General features: G+C 63.8%; 19 protein-coding genes. 13 read left to right on the top strand and 6 right to left on the bottom strand.

Annotated elements, in window-relative coordinates:
- Positions 1-17: 17 nt before the first annotated feature.
- From urtC to JQ572_RS17860, 7 genes are all read left to right on the top strand, one after another.
- Positions 18-1,160, top strand: a complete 1,143-nt coding sequence (gene urtC, locus JQ572_RS17890; protein WP_211384038.1) for an urea ABC transporter permease subunit UrtC — start codon at positions 18-20, stop codon at positions 1,158-1,160.
- 10 nt (positions 1,161-1,170) lie between these two features.
- Positions 1,171-1,926: an urea ABC transporter ATP-binding protein UrtD gene (gene urtD, locus JQ572_RS17885; RefSeq protein WP_211384039.1), complete on the top strand. Its 756-nt coding sequence runs from the start codon at positions 1,171-1,173 to the stop codon at positions 1,924-1,926.
- A gap of 11 nt (positions 1,927-1,937) precedes the next feature.
- Positions 1,938-2,627 carry an urea ABC transporter ATP-binding subunit UrtE gene (gene urtE, locus JQ572_RS17880; protein ID WP_211384040.1) on the top strand — a complete coding sequence of 230 codons (690 nt, stop codon included), beginning with the start codon at positions 1,938-1,940 and terminating at the stop codon, positions 2,625-2,627.
- Between the two features lie 27 nt (positions 2,628-2,654).
- Positions 2,655-3,884 carry a formamidase gene (gene fmdA, locus JQ572_RS17875; RefSeq protein ID WP_211384041.1) on the top strand — a complete coding sequence of 410 codons (1,230 nt, stop codon included), beginning with the start codon at positions 2,655-2,657 and terminating at the stop codon, positions 3,882-3,884.
- Positions 3,885-3,979: 95 nt separating this feature from the next.
- Positions 3,980-4,357 (top strand): FmdB family zinc ribbon protein, encoded by a 378-nt coding sequence (locus JQ572_RS17870; RefSeq protein WP_211384042.1) that lies wholly within the window; start codon positions 3,980-3,982, stop codon positions 4,355-4,357.
- A gap of 44 nt (positions 4,358-4,401) precedes the next feature.
- Complete coding sequence (locus JQ572_RS17865) at positions 4,402-5,442, top strand: aliphatic amidase (RefSeq protein WP_211384043.1); 1,041 nt, start codon at positions 4,402-4,404, stop codon at positions 5,440-5,442.
- A 371-nt stretch (positions 5,443-5,813) separates the two neighbouring features.
- Positions 5,814-8,810 (top strand): autotransporter outer membrane beta-barrel domain-containing protein, encoded by a 2,997-nt coding sequence (locus tag JQ572_RS17860; RefSeq protein WP_211384044.1) that lies wholly within the window; start codon positions 5,814-5,816, stop codon positions 8,808-8,810.
- A 3-nt stretch (positions 8,811-8,813) separates the two neighbouring features.
- Here JQ572_RS17860 and JQ572_RS17855 read toward each other — a convergent pair whose 3' ends face one another.
- The 4 genes from JQ572_RS17855 to JQ572_RS17840 all read right to left on the bottom strand — a co-directional run bounded on the left by JQ572_RS17855 (position 8,814) and on the right by JQ572_RS17840 (position 15,017).
- Complete coding sequence (locus tag JQ572_RS17855) at positions 8,814-9,644, bottom strand: MlaD family protein (RefSeq protein ID WP_211384045.1); 831 nt, start codon at positions 9,642-9,644, stop codon at positions 8,814-8,816.
- Between the two features lie 102 nt (positions 9,645-9,746).
- Entirely contained in the window at positions 9,747-11,966 is a 2,220-nt protein-coding gene (locus JQ572_RS17850; protein ID WP_211384046.1) for an acetate--CoA ligase family protein, read from the bottom strand.
- 114 nt (positions 11,967-12,080) lie between these two features.
- A complete protein-coding gene (locus JQ572_RS17845) occupies positions 12,081-12,656 on the bottom strand; it encodes a class GN sortase (RefSeq protein WP_211384047.1) in 576 nt (191 codons plus the stop codon).
- A gap of 99 nt (positions 12,657-12,755) precedes the next feature.
- Positions 12,756-15,017, bottom strand: a complete 2,262-nt coding sequence (locus JQ572_RS17840) for a marine proteobacterial sortase target protein (protein WP_211384048.1) — start codon at positions 15,015-15,017, stop codon at positions 12,756-12,758.
- Positions 15,018-15,202: 185 nt separating this feature from the next.
- Here JQ572_RS17840 and JQ572_RS17835 point away from each other — a divergent pair, with 185 nt between their 5' ends.
- On the top strand, positions 15,203-15,973 hold the full coding sequence (locus JQ572_RS17835) for a helix-turn-helix transcriptional regulator (RefSeq protein WP_211384049.1): 771 nt from the start codon (positions 15,203-15,205) through the stop codon (positions 15,971-15,973).
- 76 nt (positions 15,974-16,049) lie between these two features.
- Here the strand turns inward: JQ572_RS17835 and JQ572_RS17830 are convergent, their stop codons facing one another.
- The gene (locus JQ572_RS17830; RefSeq protein ID WP_211384050.1) at positions 16,050-17,270 is read right to left on the bottom strand and encodes an ABC transporter substrate-binding protein; all 1,221 of its coding nucleotides are present in this window, start codon (positions 17,268-17,270) and stop codon (positions 16,050-16,052) included.
- A gap of 78 nt (positions 17,271-17,348) precedes the next feature.
- A complete protein-coding gene (locus JQ572_RS17825) occupies positions 17,349-18,899 on the bottom strand; it encodes an acyl-CoA synthetase (protein WP_211384051.1) in 1,551 nt (516 codons plus the stop codon).
- Positions 18,900-19,153: 254 nt separating this feature from the next.
- Here JQ572_RS17825 and JQ572_RS17820 point away from each other — a divergent pair, with 254 nt between their 5' ends.
- The 5 genes from JQ572_RS17820 to JQ572_RS17800 all read left to right on the top strand — a co-directional run bounded on the left by JQ572_RS17820 (position 19,154) and on the right by JQ572_RS17800 (position 24,289).
- Positions 19,154-20,290, top strand: a complete 1,137-nt coding sequence (locus tag JQ572_RS17820) for an acyl-CoA dehydrogenase family protein (RefSeq protein ID WP_211384052.1) — start codon at positions 19,154-19,156, stop codon at positions 20,288-20,290.
- A 127-nt stretch (positions 20,291-20,417) separates the two neighbouring features.
- Positions 20,418-21,581, top strand: coding sequence for an acyl-CoA dehydrogenase family protein (locus JQ572_RS17815; protein ID WP_211384053.1), 1,164 nt, complete (start codon positions 20,418-20,420; stop codon positions 21,579-21,581).
- Positions 21,581-22,237 carry a glutathione S-transferase family protein gene (locus tag JQ572_RS17810; RefSeq protein ID WP_211384054.1) on the top strand — a complete coding sequence of 219 codons (657 nt, stop codon included), beginning with the start codon at positions 21,581-21,583 and terminating at the stop codon, positions 22,235-22,237. Before JQ572_RS17815 ends, JQ572_RS17810 begins: the two co-directional genes overlap by 1 nt.
- A 187-nt stretch (positions 22,238-22,424) precedes the next feature.
- Positions 22,425-23,225, top strand: a complete 801-nt coding sequence (locus JQ572_RS17805) for an AraC family transcriptional regulator (RefSeq protein WP_211384055.1) — start codon at positions 22,425-22,427, stop codon at positions 23,223-23,225.
- Between the two features lie 197 nt (positions 23,226-23,422).
- Positions 23,423-24,289, top strand: a complete 867-nt coding sequence (locus JQ572_RS17800; RefSeq protein ID WP_211384056.1) for a beta-keto acid cleavage family enzyme — start codon at positions 23,423-23,425, stop codon at positions 24,287-24,289.
- Positions 24,290-24,389 lie beyond the last annotated feature (100 nt).

The following is a 24,389-nucleotide window of genomic DNA, read 5'->3' as shown; positions in this document are numbered from 1 at the left end:
GAAATGGGGCTGATGCCATGACCGACAATCGGTTCTTCAATCGATCGGAGCTCATCGGAATTCTGGTGCTCGCGGTCTTCCTGGTCGTTGTCCTGCCGCTCACGCTGGATGTCTTTCGGCTCAACCTGGTCGCAAAATATCTGACCTATGCCTTCGTCGCGCTGGGGCTGGTGATCTGCTGGGGTTATGGCGGAATTCTCAGCCTCGGCCAAGGTGTGTTCTTCGGGCTCGGCGGCTACTGCATGGCGATGTTCCTCAAGCTCGAAGCATCGAGCGTCGAGAACACCAAGATCCAGTCGACCCCCGGCATCCCGGACTTCATGGACTGGAATCAGATCACGTCGCTGCCGCTGTTGTGGCAGCCGTTTCACAGTCTCACCTTCACCATCCTCGCCATTATCCTGGTCCCCGGCATCTTTGCCCTGATCATCGGCACGGCGATGTTCAAGCGCCGGGTCGGCGGCACCTACTTCGCCATCATCACCCAGGCAGTCGCGGCCATCCTCACCATCCTGATCGTGGGACAGCAGGGCTACACTGGCGGCATCAACGGCATGACCGATCTGCGGACGCTGAAGGGTTGGGACATCCGGCCCGATCACGCCAAGATAGTGCTGTACTTCTTCGAAGTTGGACTCTTGCTCGCCTGCATCATGATCGCGCAGTTCGTCCGGCACTCCAAGCTTGGACGTATCCTGGTTGCGATGCGCGAGAAGGAGGACCGGGTCCGCTTCTCCGGCTATAGCGTCGCGAACTTCAAGATCTTCGCCTTCTGCATCGCCGCCGTGTTCGCCGCGATCGGCGGCGCCATGTTCGCGCTCAACGTCGGCTTCATGTCGCCGTCCTTCGTCGGCATCGTGCCCTCGATCGAGATGGTGATCTACACCGCGGTCGGCGGCCGGTTGTCGATCCTTGGTGCAGTTTACGGCACGCTGCTGGTCAATTTTGCCAAGACCAGCCTGTCGGAATCCTTTCCCGAATTGTGGCTGTTTGGATTGGGCGGGCTGTTCATCACCGTCGTGCTGGCCTTCCCGAACGGCCTTGCGGGGATCTGGGGCGACTATGTGCAGCCGCGCATCGATCGTCTGATCTCGTCGCGCAAACCGAAACCCGAAGGCTGGACCGACAATTCGGTCGCCGACGGTGCCCCGGCGGAGTGAGGAGATCATCATGCTCGTAGGTCAACAGCCCAGGGAATTCCTGCTCGCCGTCGAAGCGCTGACCGTGTCGTTCGACGGGTTCAAGGCGGTCAACGATCTCTCTTTCTACGTCGATGAGAACGAGATCCGCGTCATCATCGGCCCAAACGGCGCCGGCAAGACCACCGTGCTCGACCTGATCTGCGGCAAGACCAGAGCGACATCCGGCTCGATCCAGTTCCGCGGCAAGGAGCTAACCCGGATGAAGGAAAACGAGATCGTCAAGACCGGCGTCGGCCGCAAGTTCCAGAATCCTTCGATCTATGACGACCTCACGGTGTTCGAGAATCTGGAGATCTCCTATCCGCGCGGCCGCTCGGTGTTCGGCGCGCTGACCTTCACCCGCGATGCGGCCGTCCGCGACCGCGTGCACGAGGTCGCGGAGATGATCTTCCTCCAGGATCGGCTGAACATGAGCGCCGACCTGCTCAGCCACGGCCAGAAGCAATGGCTCGAGATCGGCATGCTGCTGATCCAGGATCCGGACCTTTTGATGCTCGACGAGCCCGTCGCCGGGATGAGCGTGTCCGAGCGGGCCAAGACCGCCGAACTGCTCAACCGCATCATCAAGAACCGTTCGGTGCTGGTGATCGAGCACGACATGAAGTTCGTCGAGGACATCGCGCACAAGGTCACCGTGCTTCACCAGGGCCAGATTCTCTCCGAGGGGACCATGGACAAGGTGAAGAACGACCCCAAGGTCATCGAAGTTTACCTGGGACACTGAGGAGAATCTCGATGCTGGCTATTTCCGATCTTCACGTCGCTTACGGCCAGAGCGAGGTGCTGCACGGGCTCAACGTGAAGGTCGCCGCGAACGAGATCGTGGCGATCATGGGCCGCAACGGCATGGGCAAGACCACGCTGATGAAGTCGCTGATGGGTATCCTGCCGGCGAAGAGCGGCTCGGTCAGCATGGACGGCGCCGAGCTCGGCGGCCTGCCGAGCTACGAGCGGGTGGCCAAGGGCCTCGCCTATGTACCGCAGGGCCGCATGATCTTCTCGACCATGACGGTGAAGGAGAACATCGAGACCGGCCTCGTCGTCTCCGGCGGGACCGAAGTGCCCGCTGACATCTACGAATTATTTCCGGTGCTTCTGGAGATGAAGGGCCGCCGCGGCGGCAATCTCTCGGGCGGCCAGCAGCAACAGCTCGCGATCGCGCGCGCGCTCGCGACCAAGCCGAAAGTGCTGCTGCTGGACGAGCCGACCGAGGGCATCCAGCCGTCGATCATCAAGGAAATGGCGCGCACCTTGAAGCGCATCCGCGACGAAAAGGGGCTCTCGATCGTCGTGTCCGAACAGGTGCTGAGCTTCGCGCTCGACATCGCCGACCGCGTGCTGGTGATCGAGAACGGCGAGATCGTGCGCGACGATCCGCGCGATGCCGTCGATGCCGCGCAGGTCTCGAAATATCTGTCCGTCTAACCAACCGTGTAAAAGGGGAGCTTCTCGATGCCAGAGACACTGATCAAGGTCGATCTCACCAAGTCGGCTTACGAAAATGACATGGTGCATAACCGCTGGCACCCCGATATCCCGATCGTGGCCTGGGTCAATCCCGGCGACGATTTCATCATCGAGACCTATGACTGGACCGGCGGCTTCATCAAGAACAACGATTCCGCCGACGACGTGCGCGACATCGACCTGTCGATCGTGCACTTCCTCTCCGGTCCGATCGGCGTCAAGGGCGCCGAGCCCGGCGATCTCCTCGTGGTCGACCTGCTCGACGTCGGTCCGATGAAGGAGAGCCTCTGGGGCTTCAACGGCTTCTTCTCCAAGCAGAACGGCGGCGGTTTCCTCACCGACCATTTCCCCCTGGCGCAGAAGTCGATCTGGGACATCAAGGGTCTCTACACCTCGTCGCGTCACGTCCCCGGCGTGAACTTTGCCGGCCTCATCCATCCCGGCCTGATCGGCTGCCTGCCCGATCCGAAGATGCTGGACACCTGGAACAAGCGCGAGGCCGAGCTGATCTCGACCAACCCGACCCGCGTGCCCGGTCTTGCCAATCCGCCGTTCGCGCCGACCGCCCATGGCGGCCGCGCCAAGGGCGACGTCAAGGCCAAGATCGGAGCCGAGGGCGCCCGCACCGTGCCGCCGCGCGAGCATGGCGGTAATTGCGACATCAAGGACCTCTCGCGCGGCTCGAAGATCTACTTCCCGGTCTATGTGCCCGGCGCCGGTCTCTCGATGGGCGATCTGCACTTCAGCCAGGGCGACGGCGAGATCACCTTCTGCGGCGCGATCGAGATGGCCGGCTGGCTGCATCTCAAGGTCGAAGTGATCAAGGACGGCATGGCGAAGTACGGCATCAAGAATCCGATCTTCAAGCCGTCGCCGATCACGCCGAACTACAAGGACTATCTGATCTTCGAGGGCATCTCGGTCGACGAGCAAGGCAAGCAGCACTATCTCGACGTCCACATCGCCTATCGCCAGGCTTGTCTGAACGCCATCGAGTACCTGAAGAAGTTCGGCTACTCCGGCGCCCAGGCCTACTCGATCCTCGGCACCGCGCCGTGCCAGGGCCACATCTCCGGCGTCGTCGACGTGCCCAACGCCTGCGCCACGCTGTGGCTGCCGACCGAGATCTTCGACTTCGACGTCATGCCGTCGGCGGCGGGTCCCATCAAGCACATCACCGGCGATATCCAGATGCCGATCTCGCCGGACAAATAGTCTCCCTGCGCGACGGGATGCGGGACGGCACGGATTTGCCGCCCCGCATCCGCCGCGGGACTTCTCGAAACAGGCAAAAGCGTGGGGATGATGCGATGCCGGTCTACGAATATCTCTGTGACGATTGCGGTCCGTTCAAGGATCTGCGCCCGATGGCGGAATGCGACGACCCGCAGGAATGCCCGCATTGTGAAACCATGGCGCCGCGCGTGATCCTGACCGCACCAAATTTCTTCTGCATGCCGGCGGAGACCCGCAAGGCGCACGCCGTCAACGAGCGCAGCACGCATGCGCCGCAAACGCTTGCGCAATACAAGGCCTCGCATGGCCCCGGCTGCGGCTGCTGCTCGTCGGGCAAGACCGTGAAGGACAAGAGCGCGCCGGACAGGAAGAAGCCGGCGCGGCTGGTGACCAAGACCAGGAGCGGAGCAAAGGGCTTTCCCACGGCGCGCCCCTGGATGATCAGCCACTAACGCGCGCGGCAACCCAACACGAACAAGATACAGGAGCGCTCAAGATGCTTCACGGCGATATTTCCAGCAGCAACGACACCGTCGGCGTCGCGGTGGTCAACTACAAGATGCCTCGCCTGCACACCAAGGCCGAGGTGCTCGACAATGCCCGCAAGATCGCCGACATGCTGGTCGGCATGAAGGCCGGCCTGCCCGGCATGGACCTCGTGATCTTCCCGGAATACTCCACCCAGGGCATCATGTACGACTCCAAGGAGATGTACGAGACCGCCTCGGCGGTGCCCGGCGAAGAGACCGCGATCTTCGCCGAAGCCTGCCGCAAGGCGAAGGTATGGGGCGTGTTCTCGCTGACCGGCGAGCGCCACGAGGAACATCCGCACAAGGCGCCCTACAACACCCTGATCCTGATGAACGACAAGGGCGAGATCGTCCAGAAGTACCGCAAGATCATGCCCTGGGTACCGATCGAGGGCTGGTATCCCGGCAACTGCACCTATGTCTCCGACGGCCCGAAGGGGATGAAGGTCAGCCTGATCATCTGCGACGACGGCAACTTTCCCGAGATCTGGCGCGACTGCGCCATGAAGGGCGCCGAACTGATCGTGCGTTGCCAGGGCTACATGTATCCGGCCAAGGAGCAGCAGATCCTGATTTCCAAGGCGATGGCCTGGGCCAACAATGTCTATGTGGCGGTCGCCAACGCCGCCGGCTTCGACGGCGTCTATTCCTATTTCGGTCACTCCGCGATCATCGGCTTCGACGGCCGCACGCTTGGCGAGTGCGGCGAGGAAGATTACGGCATCCAGTACGCGCAGCTCTCGAAACATCTGATCCGCGATGCGCGCCGCAACGGCCAGTCGCAGAACCATCTCTACAAGCTGGTCCACCGCGGCTATACCGGCATGATCAATTCCGGCGAAAGCCCGCGCGGTGTTGCGGCCTGCCCCTACGATTTCTACAAGAACTGGATCGCCGATCCGGAAGGGACGCGGGACATGGTCGAGGCCATGACCCGCTCGACCCCGGGGACCGACGAGTGCCCGATCGAGGGCATCCCGAACGAGGCAGCGGCCAGCAATTACTGAGCCGTTGCGGATGGCGCAGGGCGGGTAGCATGTTTGGCGCACCCGCCCTTCATCGCGAATGATGTGAACGACCGTACACAAGGCCGGACCCCCTGGTGCACCTTCGCACGCGTGAATTGAGAGCCGGGCGCGGCAACGCGTGGCGCGGTTGCAACATGAGCTGTTGAATCTGCCTAAGTTGCAGCCTCCTTGGCTGATTCTTGCCTTGCCGTAGTTCTACTGGCCGTACCCATGCCCTACGTTCCGCGCGGCGCCGCTGAGAGCGCCGGGGGCAGGGGCTGAGCGTGGGAGCTGGATTTCCATCGAGCGGGCAGGGTTGCTCGCGCCGGGGTGTTGCCCCGGTTCGCACGGCATTCTGGCTTGGCCTCGCCTTGAGCGCGGCCGCCGCGACAAATCCCGTAGCAGCGCAGCAGGTCTTCAACGGATCGCAGACCACGCCGAACGGTGCCATCAACGGTGGCGGCGGGGTGTGGGACACCACCACCACGAACTGGACGGATGTCTTCGGTTCGACCAGCAGCGCCTACGATCCCGCGTCAGCCGGCACGATATTCGGCTACTCGGGAGTCTTGACGCCGGCCACGGCCGGCACCGTGACGGTCGCGCCGAGTGGCGTCCAGCTCACCGGCCTCGTTGGCTTCGACGTCACCGGCGACAATTCGGTCTACACCATCCAGGGCGGCGACCTTCGGCTAGCCCCGGGCGGCACCACGTTCTTCACCAACGATGTCACCGGCACGGCGGATCCGTCGGCCGTGATCGCCTCGCGCATCACCGGCAGCGGCGGGATCAACGTCCAGGGACCCGGTATCCTGGCGCTGCTCGGCGCAAATATCTATACCGGCGACACTTTCATCTGCTCCTGCGCGGCGTTGCAGCTTGGTGACCCGACGCATACCGCGAGCATCATCGGCGCCGTCGTCAACGACGGTCTCTTCAACGTCGTCAATGCCGACACGTCGGGCATCACGTCGCTCCTGAACAGTTTCTCCGGCACGACGATGTTTCTCAACGCAACATCCGCCGGCTCTATGGTCATTACCAACAACGGCCAGCTGTACTTTGGCGATCCGTTCGGAACCGGGACCGACACCGCCACGGCCGGCCGGGCGACCATCACCAACGATGGCGGCTTGATCGGCTTCTTTGGCCGGACCAATGCAGGCTCCGCCAGCATCACTAACCAGAACGGCGGCACCACCGCGTTCATCGATCAAGCCTCGGCGGGCTCGGCGACCATCGTCAACAAGGACTTTGGCGGCACGAGCTTCGGCGCCGTGCCGGGAAGCACCGCGACCGCCGACAACGCAACAATCATCAACGATGTCGACGGCCAGACCGCTTTCGGCGGATTGTCGACGGCCGCCAATGCCACCATCATCACCAAGGACGGCGGCGCGACCAAGTTCTATGACAATTCCACCGGCGGCAACGCGCGCTTCATCACCACCGGCACGGGCATCGTTGACTTCGGGATCAGCCGCGGCCTGAACGGTGACGGCCGCATCACGGCCGGTTCGATCGAAGGCAATGGCACCTACTATATCGGGGGTGGCAACACGCTCGTCGTCGGTAGCAATAATCGCTCGACGCTGGTCGACGGTGTCATCGGCGACTACGATCCCTGCGGGTGCGGTTTCATCGGCGCCGGTTCCCTCGAAAAAGCAGGCAGCGGAACGCTGGTCCTTTCGGGCACCAATACCTATACCGGCACGACGACCGTCAATGGCGGCATCCTGCGGGTCGATGGCGACATCTCCCAATCGAGCCTGACCACCGTGAACGCGGGCGGAGCGCTGTTCGGCGCCGGGATCGTCGGTAATACCACCGTCGCTGCCGGCGGCATCTTCGCGCCCGGTGACGGTGGTCCGGGCTCGAGCGTGCTGGTTCTGGGGGACCTCGCCTTTCAGTCCGGTGCGGTCTACCTCGTGCAGGTCGGCAGCGGATCCACCGCGAGCTTTGCCAATGTTCTCGGCAATGTTGGCCTGAACGGCACCGTCGGCGTCTCGTTGTACGCTGGCAGCGCCATCTTGCCGCAATACAAGATCATGCAGTTTTCCGGCTCTGCCTCCGACAACTTTGCCGGTGTCGCCGCTCCCGGCGGCCTGATTGGCACGACGACCGTGGATCCCAGCGGCACCGTCTATCTCAATTTCACGCTGGACTACGCCGCGAAGTACGCCCTCAACGTCAATCAGAAGAACGTTGCCGCGACGCTTCAGAATTTCTTCAACGCGAATGGCTTTCTGCAAGCCGAATTCGCAGGCCTCGGCCCGAACGGCCTGACACAGGCTTCCGGCGAACCGGCGACGGGTTCGCAGCAGACGACCTTCAACGCGATGAACCTGTTCCTCGGCTTGCTCACCGACGTGTTCGGCTCTGGGCGCAGTGGCACGCCTGGTGCGACGCCATACGCCGACGAGATCAGTGCGAACGCCTATGCCGCGACCGGCAAGGCCGCGCGTGACAAAAGCGCGCGCGACGCCTTTGCCTCGATCTCTCGCAAGGCACCGGCTCTGACGTTCGAGCAGCGCTGGGACGTGTGGGCGGCCGGCTATGGCGGCTCGCAGACCACCGATGGCAAGGCCGGCCTCGGTTCGAACAACACCACCAGCAGCGTCTATGGCACCGCCGTCGGTCTCGACTACCGCTTCTCGCCTTCGACGATTGCTGGCATCGCGCTTGCCGGCGGCGGCACCGGCTTCAACGTCAACGGGCTTGGCTGGGGCCGCTCCGACCTGTTCCAGGCCGGCGCGTTCGTGCGTCATACTGTGGGACCGGCCTACATCATGGCCGCGCTGGCCTACGGCTGGCAGGACGTCACGACCAATCGCATCGTCACCGCTGCCGGGGTCGATCAGTTGCGTGCGCAGTTCAAGGCCAATGCGTTCTCGGGCCGTATCGAGGGCGGCTATCGCCAGGCCACGCAGTGGATCGGCCTCACGCCCTACGCAGCGCTCCAGGCCACCATGTTCAGCCTGCCGGGCTATTCGGAGTTCGCGGTGGTCGGCAACAATACCTTTGCGCTCAACTATGCCGCCAAGGACATGACCAGCACCCGCACCGAACTCGGCCTGCGCGCGGACAAGTCATTCGCCGCGGCCGGCGGCCTGATGACCTTGCGCGGCCGCGTCGCCTGGGCCCATGACTACAATCCGGACCGCGCCGTCGGTGCGGTGTTTCAGACGTTGCCGGGATCGGCGTTCGTCGTGAACGGGGCCGTCCAGGCGCGCGATTCCGCATTGACCACGGCGGCGATACAGATGAGCTGGATGAACGGCTGGTCCGCGTCGGCGACCTTCGAGAGCGAGTTCTCGAACGTCACCCGCTCCTATGCCGGCAAGGGCGTCGTGCGTTACGCGTGGTAGGCGCTACCGCTTCTTCTGCGCCGGCTTGCGCGGCGGGCGCGGTGCGGCGGCGGGTGTGGGCGTCCCGCTCATCTTGTTGGCGGCCTCGCTGACGTCGAGCAGCGAGCGACGGATGTCGTCGAGGTAGCTCGCCGATTTCTTCTTCATGGTGTCGGCGAGCTCGCGCAGTCCCTGAACCTTTTCGAACAGCTCGTCGGCCTTGCCGTCGACGAAGCCGGGCACCACGCCTTCGATCTTCGTGACAGCCTTGTCGAAGCCCACGAAGGCACTGTCGACTTTGGCCATGACGGAATCGATTTCGTCGCCCTTGCTCTTGAGATCGGCGGTGTAGGTCTCGAACGTGCGCAGGCCCTCCTTGATCGCCGGGGCATTGCTCACGATCGTGCGGTCGACACTGTGCAGGGTGTCGACGATGGATTCGGCATCGCTGAGATCGGCGGTCAGTACCGGGACGCCGTCCGAGTCGAGGGGTACCGGCGGGGCGGAGGGGGCGCCGCCGATCAACGACACCGCGGCGACTCCGGTGAGGCCCTGGAACTCGATGCCGGCCACGGTATCCTTGCGGATCGGCGCGGCGTTATCGAGCGATACGAGCGCCACGACCTTGCGGGGATTGTCCAGCTTGATCGACAGGATCTGGCCGGCGGGCACGCCGTCGAAATTGACCGGCCCGCCGCGCCGCAATCCGCTGGCGGAGCCGCCCTCGAACACCACGCGCAACTGGCTGCGGCTCTGGAGGGTGCGCCATTTCTGCATGCCGAGCAGGCCGCCGAACGCCACGGCGATCACCGCCAGCGTCGCCGTTCCGATCACCAGATTGCTCGCGCGTGCCATCAGGGGCGATTCTACGGCCAAAGCAGGAAAGTTGGAAGGAGCCCGAATGGCCGCGATTCTAGGTAAGGCAGGTTAGGGAAGCGTAACCCGCCTTCCGCGACGTCAATGTCCGGCCGCACGCTTTGCCGCGGCATTGTTCAGGACGATGAGGGCATCGACGGCGACGCCCGTCCTGGCATTGATCAGGAACGGATTGATGTCGATCGAGGCGATCCGGTCGCCGGCATCCGCGATCAAATTGGACAGGCCGACCAGCGCCTTCACGGCGGAAGCCTCGTGCAAGGCCGGCTTGCCGCGATAGCCGCGCATCTTGATACCGGCCTTGGTGCGACCGATCAGGAGTCGCGCTTCGGCCTCGTCCAGCGGCGCTCCGGCGAGCGCCACGTCCTTCATCAGCTCGATGTCGATGCCGCCGGTGCCGAACAGCACGACCGGACCCATCTCGGCATCGAGCGAGGCGCCGACCACGAGCTCGAGATCGGCCTTGACCTGCTGCGCGATCAGGATGCCGTCGAGCTTCGGCTTGCCCTTCAGCTTGTTCACGCGCGCGGTGATGTCGCTGAACGCCTTCTTCACCTCGGCCGCGGTGGTGAGATTCAGCACCACGCCGCCGATGTCGGATTTGTGCAGGATCTCGGCGCTGACGAGTTTTGCCACGACCGGGAAGCCGATCTGCTTGGCGATCTTCACGGCCTCGGCTGCCGTCTGCGCGATCGCCTCCTTCGAGATCGGGATGCCGTAGGCTTTCAGGAGCTTCTTCGAGGCGACCTCGTCGAGCGCGGCGCCGGTTGCCGATCTCAGCGCCTTCTCCAGCACGGCACGCGCGGCAGGCTTTGAGCTCGAGGCGATGTCAGGCACCTCCTTGCGAAGCTTGGCATAGGCAAGCAGCGACCTGATCGCGGTCACCGCGCGGTCCATGCCCTGCATCACTGCAAGATGCGGCAGCGATTTGCGCAGGGACTTGGTGAACTCGGTGAAGCCGATCGACATCGCGCTGATGTAGATCACCGGCTTACCGGCCCGGCTCGCCATCTCGTTGACGATGCGCAGATTGCGCTCACGCAGCTCGTGCGGCGCTTTCGGCAGTTCGGCATCGATGATGACGATGTCGATATCGGGATCCTCGATCATCAGCTCGATCGACTTCATGTAGACGGAGGGATCGACCACCGCGGCAAAGCCGGCGTCGAGCGGATTGCCGACGATCGAGCCTGGCCCGAGCATTTTCGCAAGCTCCGAGCTGACATGCGTGCTCAGCGGCGCGAAGTTCAGATCTTCCGCGTAGAAGGCATCGATCAGCATGCCGCGCTTGCCGCCGGACAGCGTGACCGCGGCGAGCCGGTCGCCTTTGGGCACGACAGAGTGAACGAAGCATTCGGTGGTCTCGATCAGTTCGTCGAGCCCGCCAACCCGGATCACGCCCTCGCGCGTTGCAACGGCATCGAATGTCTCGATCGAGCCTGCGAGCGCTCCGGTGTGCGCCATCGCCGCCGCGCGGCCTCCCTCGGACGCGCCGAGCTTGAGCGCGATCACCGGCTTGCTCGCGGCACGTGCAGCCTTGCAGGCCTCCCGGAACGCCTTGGTGTTGCGCACGCCCTCGAGATAGACGACGATCACCTTGATGCTCGGATCCTCTGCGAAATAGCGCATCAGGTCCGGCGTCTCGAGGCCGGCTTCGTTGCCGGTTGTCACCATGTAGCCCACCCCGACGCCGCGATCCTCCAGCGCCTGGCGGATCGCCATGACGATGGCGCCGGATTGTCCGGCGATCGCCACCGCGCCCTGTTCCATGGTGACGATCCGGTCGTCGATATTGGTGAAGAGCTTTTCGCCTGCGCTCAGATTGCCGAGGCAATTCGGGCCGGTGACGGCCAGGCCCGTCTCGCGCACGGCCGCCTGCAGTTCGGCCGCGAGCTTCTGGCTCTCCTCATCCTGCAACTCGCTGAAGCCCGAGGTGACGATGGTGGCCGAGCGCGCGCCGGCCGCTGCGGCATCGCGGATCACTTGCACCGCAAAGCGCGCCGGCACCAGCACCAGCACGTGATCTGGCTTCTCCGGGAGGCTGGCAAAATCCTTGAAGCAGGGGACGCCCCAGATGGTCTCTCGCTTGGCATTGACCGGATAGAGTCCGCCCTCGAAGCCGTATTTGACCAGATTGTTCCAGATGCGCTCGGCATAGTTGCCGGGCTTGTCGGTCGCGCCCACCAGCACGATGTTGTGCGGGTGCAGCATGGCGTGGATGCCCTTGACGATGTCGCTGGCGTCGGGCGTTGGAGACCATGGGCGCGAAGAACCGGACGCAGCAGATACGCGAGCTTCCATGGCGTGACCTCACCTGTTGTTCTTGTTGGCGGTGCGTCACTCTGTTCTATGGCGAGTTCTTCGGACTGGCAACCACATGGTATGCCGCGTGATGGAATGAGCGATGCATCGCACTTATTCATCTTTATCGACGCCAATCAGGACGCCATGCAGGACATAACGTTCGGGCCCGGGCGTCACCGCCTCGAACGGCCAGCACGTGGTGAGCACGAGTTGGAAATCCTGCGCCGTGGGATCGATGCCGGATTCATCGAAGCGGACGATGGCCGAGGCGTCCGCGCGATAGCGGAACTGCCTACCGTCGCGACGGGTGATCTCGATGATATCTCCGATGGCGACGTTTCGCAGGAAACGGAAATGCGTGTCGCGATGGCCGGCATAGACGGCAACACCGCGCTCGCCCGCGTCAGCCGTTTGGAGGATATGGCCGGGACCGAAAGCGAGCGCCTGGCCGCTCGTGCCTTCCAGCACGATCGCGCTGGCGCCGATCCGCTTTACCTCGATCCGCGCGACGGGCCAGGTGTCGGCCCATGACCATGGCTTGACCACTTCGCCGGTCGCAACACTCCTGTCGAACGCGCGCTGCAGCAGCACCTGCGCGAGCCAGGCCTTGGCGTGGATGTAGGCGCCGTCGCCGAACAGGAGGATGCCTATCAGCGCCAGGACCAGGGGAGAGACGAAGCGGGTCATCGGTGTCTCTCGTTCGTCATTTCGAAAAAGGCGCGCGCGGCCGTTGGTGTGGGACGGGCAGCCGCGCGCGCTAACAGAGGAGTTTGGGGGGCTCCTCTCTCAAGCGGCGTCAGTGAGCAAGGTCTGACGCCGGTTGAACACGAACAGGACCAGGGCAAGCACGATCAGGACCAGGCCTGCGATCATCTTCAGCTCGGCCGAGGTTGCGGTCTTGGGCAGACGGATCGCATCGGGTGAAGCTGGTGTCGGCCGCCTTGCCGTCGGTTGATTGCGCGCATCGGCATGGCGCTCGCGCAACTGATCCGGCACCTGCGGCCGCTCGCCAAAGACCTTCTCGAAGTCCCAGCCGGCCGGCAGGTTGATCGGCAATTCGCTGAGCCTGAGCGGCTCGCCTTCGGGACGGCTCGGCGTCTTGTCGACCGCGACGAGGCTCGTCAGTCGCGTGACGATCTGATGGTCGAGCGCCAGCGCCAGGATCGCCTTGTCGGCCTGCTCCGGCGTGAGTTCCCGTATGGTGCGCGCCACTTCGGCGTCGCCGATCTTGCGCTTCGCCCACAGCTTCGACGGGCCCTTGCCTTCGGCTGCGCTCTGCAGCGGCAGCGTCACCGACCACGGACGGTCGCCGACGCGTCCCTTGATCTCGATCGAGCCCGCGAGCTTGTCGAGTTTTGCCGCCAGCACCAGCGGCTCGTCGCGATAGACATCCGGAATGATCGCCGGTGTCACGTCGGCCTTGGCTTCGGAGAACCTTACACTGAGGCCGGTCACCGCCGGGTTCTCCAGCTTGGCGAACAGACCGCGCATGCGTTCCTCGACCTGCTCGACGGAGCCGATATGGGTGAAGGCACCGCGGCCGAGCTCGGCGGCGCGCGTCATCAGGTAGGTGTTGGGCGCGGAGCCGATGCCGACCATGAACACACGTGAGCGGCCGCGCATCGCCGTGATCGTTTCGAACAATTGCTGCTCATTGCCGATGGCGCCGTCGGTCAGGAACACGACCTGGCGAACCATGCTGGTGTCGCCGAGCTTGTCGGTCAGCGCTGCACGCATCGCCGGCACCATCTCGGTGCCGCCACGCGCCTGCAGCGCATCGACGAACGAAGTCGCCTCGCGGACATGCGTGCCATCCGCCGGCACCGAGGTCGGAAACAGCACGTCCATGGTGTCGTCGAAGCGAATGACGTTGAAATGATCGGTCGGCTGGAGACGAGCGAGCGCATAAGTGAGGCTGGCCTTGGCCTGTACGATCGACGTTCCGCCCATCGAGCCGGAATTGTCGATCACGAACACGACTTCGCGCGGGAGCGGCTTCTGGGTCGCCTGCTCGGTGGTGGGCGGTGTAACGAAAGCGAGCAAATAGTCGGCATCGCCGACATGCTCGCGGAACAGGCCGACCGACGGCGCCTTCTCCGCGGCCGGTTTCCAGGTCAGCTCGAAATCGCGGTCGGCGGGGACAATGCCGTCGGAGAGCGTGACGATTCGTGTCGTGCTGTCCGGGCTCTCGATCTTGACGTTATGGTGAGGGCTCTTGACCTCACCCAGCGCAAACCCGGCCTTCAGGCGCACCGTGATGCTGGTCGGATTGACCGGCGCATTCCGGGCAGGATCCAGCACCGGCGGCGAGATGCGGTTGCGGTCCGGCACCGGGTCCGACGTCGTCGCGCCCCAGCCGGAGCCATCGTTGCGGAAGTCGACGCTCTGCACGATCGGCGCCGGATTGTAGCGTGGCCCGACCACCAGCGGCAGGCGCAGCGAATATTCGTTGGCGGATTGCTGCACCGGCTCCTGATATTCGATCTGCACCAGCACGGTTTCGCCGGGGCCGATATTGGCGACCGAGTTGGTGAAGATGTTCGGCCGCTCCTGCTCGGTGAGCGCGGCCTTCTGGCCGGCGCGTCGCGCCTCTTCGTAGATCACGCGCGCTTGCTGCCGCTCCTTGATGTCGCCGACGATGACGCGGTCGCCGACCACCATCTTCAGCGTATCGACGGCCCCGCCGGTGGGAAGCGGATAGACATAGGTCGCCTCGACCCAGTCCTTGGTCGGGTTGCGGAATACCTGCGTGACGCGGGCGCGCAACGTCGGGCCGGAGACCGTGACGTCGATATCGATGCCGAGGCGGATCGCTTCGATGGTGGCGCCGTCTTCTTTGAGGAGGAGGGTGCCGGATCGGGCATCGCGGGGCTGGAGCAGGCTGGCCTGCTCCGTCGTCGCCGACCAGCCCGGCTCGAAGCTCACCAGCAGGGCCACGAAGGCGACCAGCATCACCGCGATGCCCTGCGCCAGAAGGAACAGTCCGACCACAATGAGTCTGCCCAGCCAGGGGTGTTCGTTGCTGTCGACCGCGTCGTAATTGTCCATTTGGCTTGCTCCCGAAGGTGTTTGACGTTGCAGAGCATCGGTCGGGAGCGGGCGATTTCGCGAGCAGAATGATCGGCAATGTTCCGCCGCGGCCGGCCTGGATCGGCCGCCGCCGGGATGGCCAGGTGCGGTTTTGTGCTGGTTTGTCCGCCCTGCTAGGATGGCCGTCCTGGAGCAGGGCCACGATGCAGATGCAGGACAAATTCACCGACAAGCAGCTCTCGGACGAGCAGAGCCGCGAGGTCGCGGAGACTATTCGCGAGGAACTCGCCAGACGCCGGATCTCCCGGCAAGCGCTGGCCGAGCAGGCCAAGCTCAGCCTGTCGACGCTGGAGAAGGTCCTTGGCGGGCGGCGGCCGTTCACGCTGGCGACGACGGTGCGGCTGGAGCAGGCGCTGGGCGTCTCCTTGCGCAAAAGCGTCGTCGTGATGACGCCTCCGGCCGCAAGCGATGTCGCGCCCGACAGCCTTGGCTCCTACGCCCATCGCGCGGTGACCTGGCTCGAGGACGTCTACATCACGCTGCGGCCGTCGTTCGGGGACAAGGACGCGATCTTCGCCTACCGCACCGAGATCGTCTGGGAGCCGAGGGTCTCGTCACTGGTGTTCCGCGAAGGTGAGCGAACCGATGCCGCCTATGAGCACACCGGCGAGGTCGCAGTGCCGCATCAGTCCGGCTTCATCTATCTCGTCATCATAAAGCACGGACAGCATCGCGTGATCACGGTGTCGCGGCCGACGGTTGCCGGCGAAATGTACGGCATCATCTCGACGCTCCGCGCCGGGCCCGGCTCGCAGCTGACGCCGATCGCTGCGCCGATCGCCTATGTGCCGCTCAGGAATGTCCCGAAGCCGTCGCTGGGACGGGTCGCGCCTGATGACGCCAACCATGCGCTTTATCGCGGTCACTTGCGCCGCACGATCGACGAGTCTTTTGCGCTCTTCCTGCCGGGATAGCTCGCCCGCCGAGCGCACATAAAAAATAGCGGCCTTTCGGCCGCTATTTCGTTGAGACCTGTCCAATCGAGGTGAGCTAGCCTCCGGTCTCGGCGGTGATGATGTCGCCGAACAGCTCCCACTGGCCCTTCTTGAACCGCCACATCTTGAGCTGCTCGATCGGCGCGAAGTCCGTGGCGGAGGTGTTGATCTTGATCCCCGGGATCAGCGTGTCGGGCACGAAGTCCTTGAGGCTGGCCGCCTGCTTCATCACGTTTTCACGAGTCAGGTTGTCGCCCGACTGCTTCAGCACCTGCACCATCGTCTGGGCTGCTGCATAGGCGTAAACGAGATTGGCGTCGGAAATGTTCGCGCCGGGCATGTACTTGTCGATGAAGACCATGAACTTCTTCATGCCCTCGTCGTCCTTCCACTGCGGATCCGACGCGTCCTTCAGATAGCCGGCGGACAGCACGCCTTCGGAGGCCTCGAGGCCGGCGGGCTTCATCACCGCACCGATCGACACCGAGACGTCGGTCATCAGGTGCATCGGCTTCCACTCCAGCTCCGCGATCTTCTTGATGGCCTGCGCCGCGAACTTCGGGGTCGCGATGTTGACGAAAACATCGGCGCCGGTGCCCTTGAGCTTGACGATATGGGCGTCGATCGAAGGCTCCGAGGTTTCGTAGCTCTCTTCGGCCACGATCAGCTTCGATGCCTTGTCGCCGAACACGTCCTTGATGCCGGCGAGGTAATCCTTGCCGAAATCGTCGTTGGCATAGAAGATCGCGACCTTGGCGTCCGGCTTCTCCTTCAGGATGTATTTTGCGAAGATCTGTGCCTCGACCCGGTAGCTGGGCTGGAAGCCCATGGTCCAGGGGAAGTTCTTGGGGTCGTTCCACTTGCTGGCGCCGGTGGCGAGGAACAGCTGCGGCACCTTCTTGGCGTTGTGATATTTCTGCACGGCGGTCTGGGTCGGCGTGCCCAGCGCGTTGAAGATCAAAAATACCTCGTCGCTCTCGATCAGCTTGCGGACCTGCTCCACGGTCTTGGGCGGCGAATAGCCGTCGTCATAGGAGATCCAGGTGATCTTGCGGCCGTTGATGCCGCCCTGGTCGTTGATCATCTTGAAATAGGCTTCCTCGGTCTTGCCGATGACGCCGTAGGCGGAAGCTGGACCGGAATAGGCGTCGACGTTGCCGATCTTGATCTCGGTGTCGGTGACGCCGGTGTCGTATTTCTTTTGCGCCTGGGCGGATTGGGTCGCAAGCAGCGTCATCGCTGTTGCTGCGGCAAGCAGTGTCAGTTTCTTGTTCATGAAAATTCCTTGGGGTTTCTTTGGGTTTCTTCTGGGCAGGCACGCAAAAAAGAAAAGCGCCCGCAAGGGGCGCTCCGATCAGGCGTTGGCGGCCTTCTTGTCGACTTCCGAGGCCGCCGAGAATTCCTTGCGCAAGGTCGGTTTGTGGATCTTGCCGGTTGCGTTGCGTGGCAGCGCATTGACGAAGCGGATCTGGCGTGGGCATTTGAAACGCGCCAGATTGGCCGCGCAATGCGCGATGACATCGGCCTCGGTCAGCTTTTGTCCCGGCTTGACCGCAACAATGGCAAGGCCCACTTCACCCCATTGCGGATCGGGAATGCCGATCACGGCGGCTTCGGCGATGGCGTCGAGCTGGTGCAGGACGTTCTCGACCTCCGCCGGATAGACGTTCTCGCCGCCGGAGATGTACATGTCCTTCCGGCGGTCGACGATGTAGTAGAAGCCTTCCTCGTCGACGCGCGTTGCGTCGCCGGTGTGCAGCCAGCCGTCGGTGAAGGACGTCTTGTTGGCCTCCGGCCTGTTCCAGTAGCCGGGCGTGATGTTCGGCCCCTTCACCCAGAGCTCGCCGAGCTCGCCGACATCGGCATCGTTGCCATCGGGCCGCACGATGCGGACCTCCGTGTGCAGCACCGGCTTGCCCGCGGAGCCGGCTTTGCGCGCGGCATCTTCGCGATCCAGCACCAGCACGGCCGGCGAGGTCTCGGTCATGCCGTAGCCTTGCTGGAGCGCGACGCCGCGCGCTTCCCACGCTTTCAGCAGCGGCACCGGCATCGGCGCGCCGCCGACACCGCCGACGATCAATCGGCCGAGATCGGTGGTCGCGAAGGCCGGATGCTGCGCCATGAACTGGTAGTTCGCGGGCACGCCGAAGAACGCGTTGATGCCCTGCGCGGGATCGTTGATCAGGCCGAGCGCCATGCCGGGATCGAAGGCGCGCATGATCATCGCGGTGCCGCCGGCATGCAGCACCGGATTCGTGTAGCAATTGAGTCCGCCGGTGTGGAACAGCGGCAGCACGGTGAGCAGCACCGAAGACGGTCCGATGCAGGCCGGGCCGCCGAGATTGACGCAGTTCCAGAAGGTCATGCCATGGGTGATGGTCGCGCCCTTCGGATGCCCAGTGGTGCCCGACGTGTACATGATGGTCGAGACGTCATCGAGCGTGACCTCCTCGATCGCCGCGAGCGGTCTTGCGGCCGCGATGCCGGCTTCATAGCTCCCGCCGGGACCGAGCAGCAGGCTGGTCGCGATGCCGCAGAGTTTTGCGACGGCAAGCGCCGTCTCGGCCAGCTCGACGTCGTGGATCATCACCTTCGGCGCGCAATCGCCGGTGATGAACTGAAGCTCGGGAACGGTGAGACGCGTGTTCAGCGGCACGAAGATCGCGCCTAGCCGGCCGCAGGCAAACTGCACCTCCAGCGTATCGGTGGTGTTCAGCGCCAGCACCGCGACGCGGTCGCCGCGCGAGACTTCCAGCGTGTGACGCAGGAAGGAGGCGAGGCGCGAGATGCGGGCGTCGAGTTGCGCATAGGTGAAGCGGCGCTCGCTCGCCAGATCGATCACCGCAACCTTATCAGGTGTCCGGCGGCGATGGTGGGCGATCCAATCGTAGTAACGAACGGCCAAAAATCCCTCCCTCGGCGGTCTTGTGCCGCCTGCGCTCTATTGCCGTGCACCATGCCCGGCGTGGCCAAGGGAGGCCAGCCGGAGTTTTGTGCACCACTTTTTTTGACCCGGAGTTGGCCTGTGAGTGACGAAAATCGTCTTGCGTTGAGTTGCTAGATTGTCGCCATGGCCGCAGCCAGCCACTCCGCGCAAGTGAACCGCCAATGTTCCAGCGATGGTGGGCGAGATGAATCCGTCAACGAGGCAGGAGTGCGATGACGAGCCCGTTCTACACCGCCGAGCATGACGCTTTCCGCGACGTCATGCGCCGCTTCGTCGAGAAGGAGATTACGCCGTTCGCCCATGAATGGGACGAAGCGGGTGAATTTCCCCGCGCCCTCTATCGCAAGGCGGCCGAGATCGGCCTGTTGGGACTTGGATTCCCCGAGGAACATGGCGGGATCGCCGCCGACCAGTTCATGAAGATCGTGGCGAGCCAGGAGCTGGCACGGGCGGGCGCCGGCGGCATCAGCGCGAGCCTGATGAGCCACACCATCGGCTCGCCGCCGATCGCGCGGGCGGCGCGCCCGGAGGTTAGGGCGCGCGTGCTGCCGCAGGTGCTCGCCGGCGAGAAGATTTCCGCTCTTGCGATCACCGAACCGGGCGGCGGCTCGGACGTCGCCAATCTGCGGACCAGGGCTCGGCGCGAGGGCGATCACTACGTCGTGACCGGCGAGAAGACCTTCATCACCTCCGGGATGCGCGCCGATTATCTGACCGTTGCGGTGCGCACCGGCGGCGAGGGTGCCGGTGGCGTCAGCCTGCTCCTGATCGAGGGGGATACGCCCGGCCTGTCGCGGACAAAACTGAAGAAGATGGGTTGGTGGGCCTCCGATACCGCGACGCTGCATTTCGACGACTGCCGCGTGCCGGCCGAAAACCTGATCGGCGAGGAAGGCCAGGGCTTCAAGATCATCATGCAGAATTTCAACAGCGAGCGCATCGGCATGGCGGCGAGCTGCACCGCCTTCGCGCGTGTCTGCCTCGACGAGGCGATTGCCTACGCCAAGGAGCGCAAGACGTTCGGCAAGCCGTTGGCGCAGCACCAGGTCATCCGCCACAAGATCGTGGACATGGCGCAGAAGGTCGCCGCAAGTCAGGCAATGCTGGAAATGCTGGCATGGCGCCTGGAGCAGGGCGAAAGCCCCGTCGCCGAGATATGCATGATGAAGAATCAGGCGACGCAGACCATGGCGTTTTGCGCCTCGGAGGCCGTGCAGATTTTCGGCGGCGCCGGCTTCATGCGCGGTATCAAGGCCGAGCGCATCTACCGCGAGGTCAAGGTCAACGCCATCGGCGGCGGCACCGAGGAGATCATGAAGGATCTGGCGTCGCGGCAGATGGGGCTGTGAGTATTCTTCCTTGCGCCATTCCGGGGCGCGAGCGAAGCGAGTGAGCCCGGAATCCATAACCACCAGCCGTGGTTATGGATTCCGGGCCTGGCCCTTCGGGCCATCCCGGAATGACGATGGAGAGAGAATGCTATTCACCGCCGACCACGACGAGATCCGCCGGAGCTTGCAAAAATTCATCGCGGGCGAGATCAACCCCCATGTCGATGAATGGGAGAAGGCCGGCATCTTCCCGGCGCACGAGCTGTTCAGGAAAATGGGCAGCCTCGGCTTTCTCGGCCTCAACAAGCCGCTCGAGTTCGGCGGCTCGGGTCTCGACTATTCCTACGCGCTGATGATGGCGGAAGAACTGGGCGCCATCACCTGCGGCGGCGTGCCGATGGCGATCGGGGTGCAGACCGACATGGCGACGCCGGCGCTGGCGCGGTTCGGCTCGGACGAGGTGCGGCGCGAGTTTCTCAGCCCCTCGATCTCGGGCGACTTCGTTGCCTGCATCGGTGTCTCCGAGCCGGGCGCGGGCTCGGACGTCGCCTCGATCAAGACCAACGCGCGTTCGGATGGCGACGACTACGTCATCGATGGCGGCAAGATGTGGATCACCAACGGCACACAGGCTGACTGGATCTGCCTGCTCGCCAACACCGGCGACGGGCCCGTTCACCGCAACAAGTCGCTGATCTGCGTGCCCATGAAGACCAAGGGCGTCACCGTCGCGCGAAAGCTCGACAAGATGGGGATGCGCTCCTCCGACACCGCGCAGATATTCTTCGACGATGTCCGCGTGCCCAAGCGCAACCGGATCGGCGAGGAGGGCAAAGGCTTCACCTACCAGATGATCCAGTTCCAGGAGGAGCGGCTCTGGGGCGCCGCCGCCTGCCTGAAGTCGCACGAATACATCATCAATGAAACGATCGAATACACGAGAAACCGCAAGGCGTTCGGTAAGTCGATTCTCGACAACCAGGTCGTCCACTTCAAGCTCGCGGAGATGCAGACCGAGGTCGAGCTGTTGCGCGCGCTGATCTATCGCGCCGCCGAGCAGCTGGTCGCCGGCGAGGACGTGACGAAGCTTGCGACCATGGCCAAGCTGAAGGCCGGCCGGCTCGGCCGCGAGCTCACCGACGCCTGCTTGCAATATTGGGGCGGAATGGGCTTTACCAACGAGACGCCGGTCAGCCGCGCCTATCGCGACGGCCGGCTGACCTCGATCGGCGGCGGCGCCGACGAGGTCATGCTGATGGTCCTGTGCAAGATGATGGGCACGCTGCCCGGCAGCAAGGGAAGTTCCTGATGATCACGCTCTATCACTGCGACGCCGCGCGCTCGTTCCGCCCGCTCTGGATGCTGGAGGAGATGGGGCTGCCGTATGAGCTCAAAATGCTGCCGTTCCCGCCGAGGGTCTTTGCCAAGGATTATCTCGGCATCAATCCGCTTGGCACGATCCCTTTCCTGATCGACGGCGAGACGAAGATGACCGAGTCCTCCGGCATCTGCCACTATCTCGGCATCAAGCACGGGCCGACGCCGCTGATGGTCGGTCCGGAGGATCCCGCCTATGGCGCCTTCCTGAACTGGATGTATTTCAGCGACGCCACGTTAACCTTCCCGCAAACGCTGGTGCTCCGATACACCCAGCTCGAGCCGGAGGAGCGCCGCAATCCGCAGGTCGCCGGCGACTACGCCAAATGGTTTCTGGGCCGGCTGCGCGCCGTCGAGGCCGCCACCGCAAATGCCGAAACCCTGTGTGCCGGCCGCTTCACCGCCGCAGATGTCGTGATCGGCTATGCGCTCCGCCTCGCCGACAATATCGGGCTGGCCAAGGATTTTGGGCCAAATGTCGCAGCCTATTGGGCGCGTTTGCAGCAGCGCGACGGCTTCAAGCGCGCGGTTGCTGCAGAGCAGAAGGCCGGGATCGAGCAGAACATTGTGCCGAGGGTAAGGGCCTAAGACTTGTCGTCCCGGCGTAAGGCCGGGACGACGATTGTTGAAGGGTTCCGGATGCGGTTCGACAGCCGCCCGGGAATGCTGACCTTTTGCGCGCCATGACAGCGCTATCCCGCCGTGACACCGCCCGAATTTAGGCTAAGGTGATCTCCGTCCGCAGCGGCCAAAGAGCCGCGCGAGGAGGATCCCCATGGAAGATAACGGTCGCGAATCCGACCATCTGATGCTGATCACGCCGGAGCGGGTGTTCTATGCCGGCCTGCTCGGCCGCCCCCGCAAGCGGACGCCCGGCTGCTGTCACGTCTACGTGGCGGTCAAAGGCAGCCTGCATCTGACGATCGACGACGCCCTCGCCACCGGCGAGCTGTTCGTCACCCTGCCGAACCAGCGGCATTCCATCGCCAGCGACTACCGCACCGCAATCAGCGTGACGCTCGAGCCCGAGAGCTTGCCGGATGGCGTGATCGAGGCTCTGGCTGAGCGGCTGACCGGACCGGACAAGGCCGTCTATGCCCGCAAGATCCTCGCCGCTTATACGTTGCTGCGCCAGCGCCGCTATAACGACATCACCACCGCCGAATTCGACGAGATGTGTTTTGGCGAGGCGCTGCCGCGCCGCGTGCTCGACCCGCGCGTGATGCGCGCAGTGGCCCGCATCGGCCGCTTCTCCGGAGAGCCGGTGACCGCGGATACTTGTGCGGCCGAAGCGGGGCTCTCGGCGTCGCGCTTCCTGCATCTGTTCAAGGAAGAGACCGGCATCTCATTCCGGTCCTTCCGCGCCTGGAAGCGCGCGCGGCACCTGCTGCATTTCGCCAACCAGGACCTCAACCTCGCCCATCTCGCGCAGGACATCGGTTATCCCGACTCGACCCATTTCAGCCACTCGATCCGCCGCTTCTACGGATTGAAGCCGCGCGCGATCTTCGTCGGCTCGCGCGACCTCGCGATCTATCGCAGCAGCGAGACGGTACGGCTGGCGGAGGCGAGCTAGCGTCGCTCTTGCAGGGCGGGCAAAGCGAAAGCGTGCCCACCGCCTGCGCAAGGTCTGGAGAGATGGTGGGCACGGCGCAGGAGCGCCATTGCCCGCCCTGCAGCATCTCGCTTTCCAGCTTCTCCGCGCAAGAAGCCGCATGCCGCGCATCACATGATCGCAAGCGTTGAATTCTCAACGTGCGAGATATCTAGGGCATGAGCGACAAGGCCGTCATCACCTGCGCGCTGAACGGTGTGCTCACCGATCCGAAGCAGCACAACGTGCCGGTCACGCCTGAAGAAATGGCGCGCGAGGCCAAGGCTGCGTTCGATGCGGGCGCGTCCATCATGCACATCCATCTGCGTCAGCAGGCGCCGAACAAGGGACATCTGCCCTCCTGGGAGGTCAGCGTCAGCAAGGAAATCCAGCAGGCGATCCGCGAAGCATGTCCCGGCGTCCTCATCAATCACACATCCGGGGTATCAGGGCCGAACTACAGCGGCGCGCTCGAATGCATCCGTGAGACCAGGCCCGAGATTGCGGCCTGCAACGCCGGTTCGCTGAATTATCTGAAAGTGAAGGCCGACAACAGCTGGGCCTGGCCGCCGATGATGTTCGACAACGCGGTCGAGAAAGTGAAGGACTATCTCGACGTCATGAACGCGGTCGGCACCATCCCCGAGTTCGAATGTTTCGACGTCGGCATCGTGCGTTGTGTCGGCATGTACACCCAGGTCGGCATGTACAAGGGTCCGCTCGAATATAATTTCGTCATGGGCGTCGCCTCCGGCATGCCGTCGGATCCGGAGCTGCTGCCGATCCTGCTCAAGCTGAAGCGCCCCGAAGCGCATTGGCAGGTCACCGCCATTGGCCGCGAAGAGATCTGGCCGCTGCATCAGCGCTGCGCCGAGCTCGGCGGCCATCTGCGCACCGGCCTCGAGGACGCCTTTTATCTCGCCGACGGCAAGAAGGTGACGTCGAACGGCCAGTTGATCGAGGCCATCGCCGCCTGCGCCCGGCGCGCGGGCCGTGAGATCGCGAGCCCGGCGGAAGCGCGAAAGATATTTGGGACGAATCGGTAAGGTATCGCCTCATCCGTCATTGCGAGCGAAGCGAAGCAATCCAGAATCTTTCCGTTGAGGCAGTCTGGATTGCTTCGTCGCTTCGCTCCTCGCAATGACG

The organism is Bradyrhizobium sp. SZCCT0153 (assembly GCF_018129995.1).
In the GTDB taxonomy this organism is placed as follows: Bacteria; Pseudomonadota; Alphaproteobacteria; order Rhizobiales; family Xanthobacteraceae; genus Bradyrhizobium; species Bradyrhizobium japonicum_G.
The sequence above is the reverse complement of the archived record's forward strand: the minus strand, read 5'-3'. Positions and strand labels throughout refer to the sequence as shown.

Bases quoted from the DNA above. Each gene is read 5' to 3' on its own strand.
- JQ572_RS17865 (WP_211384043.1), top strand. From the start codon at position 4,402: ATGCTTCACGGCGATATTTCCAGCAGCAACGACACCGTCGGCGTCGCG.
- urtE (WP_211384040.1), top strand. From the start codon at position 1,938: ATGCTGGCTATTTCCGATCTTCACGTCGCTTACGGCCAGAGCGAGGTG.
- JQ572_RS17850 (WP_211384046.1), bottom strand. From the start codon at position 11,966: ATGGAAGCTCGCGTATCTGCTGCGTCCGGTTCTTCGCGCCCATGGTCT.
- JQ572_RS17845 (WP_211384047.1), bottom strand. From the start codon at position 12,656: ATGACCCGCTTCGTCTCTCCCCTGGTCCTGGCGCTGATAGGCATCCTC.
- JQ572_RS17815 (WP_211384053.1), top strand. From the start codon at position 20,418: ATGCTATTCACCGCCGACCACGACGAGATCCGCCGGAGCTTGCAAAAA.
- JQ572_RS17805 (WP_211384055.1), top strand. From the start codon at position 22,425: ATGGAAGATAACGGTCGCGAATCCGACCATCTGATGCTGATCACGCCG.
- JQ572_RS17810 (WP_211384054.1), top strand. From the start codon at position 21,581: ATGATCACGCTCTATCACTGCGACGCCGCGCGCTCGTTCCGCCCGCTC.
- JQ572_RS17855 (WP_211384045.1), bottom strand. From the start codon at position 9,644: ATGGCACGCGCGAGCAATCTGGTGATCGGAACGGCGACGCTGGCGGTG.
- JQ572_RS17830 (WP_211384050.1), bottom strand. From the start codon at position 17,270: ATGAACAAGAAACTGACACTGCTTGCCGCAGCAACAGCGATGACGCTG.
- urtC (WP_211384038.1), top strand. From the start codon at position 18: ATGACCGACAATCGGTTCTTCAATCGATCGGAGCTCATCGGAATTCTG.
- JQ572_RS17835 (WP_211384049.1), top strand. From the start codon at position 15,203: ATGCAGATGCAGGACAAATTCACCGACAAGCAGCTCTCGGACGAGCAG.
- fmdA (WP_211384041.1), top strand. From the start codon at position 2,655: ATGCCAGAGACACTGATCAAGGTCGATCTCACCAAGTCGGCTTACGAA.
- JQ572_RS17840 (WP_211384048.1), bottom strand. From the start codon at position 15,017: ATGGACAATTACGACGCGGTCGACAGCAACGAACACCCCTGGCTGGGC.
- JQ572_RS17870 (WP_211384042.1), top strand. From the start codon at position 3,980: ATGCCGGTCTACGAATATCTCTGTGACGATTGCGGTCCGTTCAAGGAT.
- JQ572_RS17800 (WP_211384056.1), top strand. From the start codon at position 23,423: ATGAGCGACAAGGCCGTCATCACCTGCGCGCTGAACGGTGTGCTCACC.
- urtD (WP_211384039.1), top strand. From the start codon at position 1,171: ATGCTCGTAGGTCAACAGCCCAGGGAATTCCTGCTCGCCGTCGAAGCG.
- JQ572_RS17820 (WP_211384052.1), top strand. From the start codon at position 19,154: ATGACGAGCCCGTTCTACACCGCCGAGCATGACGCTTTCCGCGACGTC.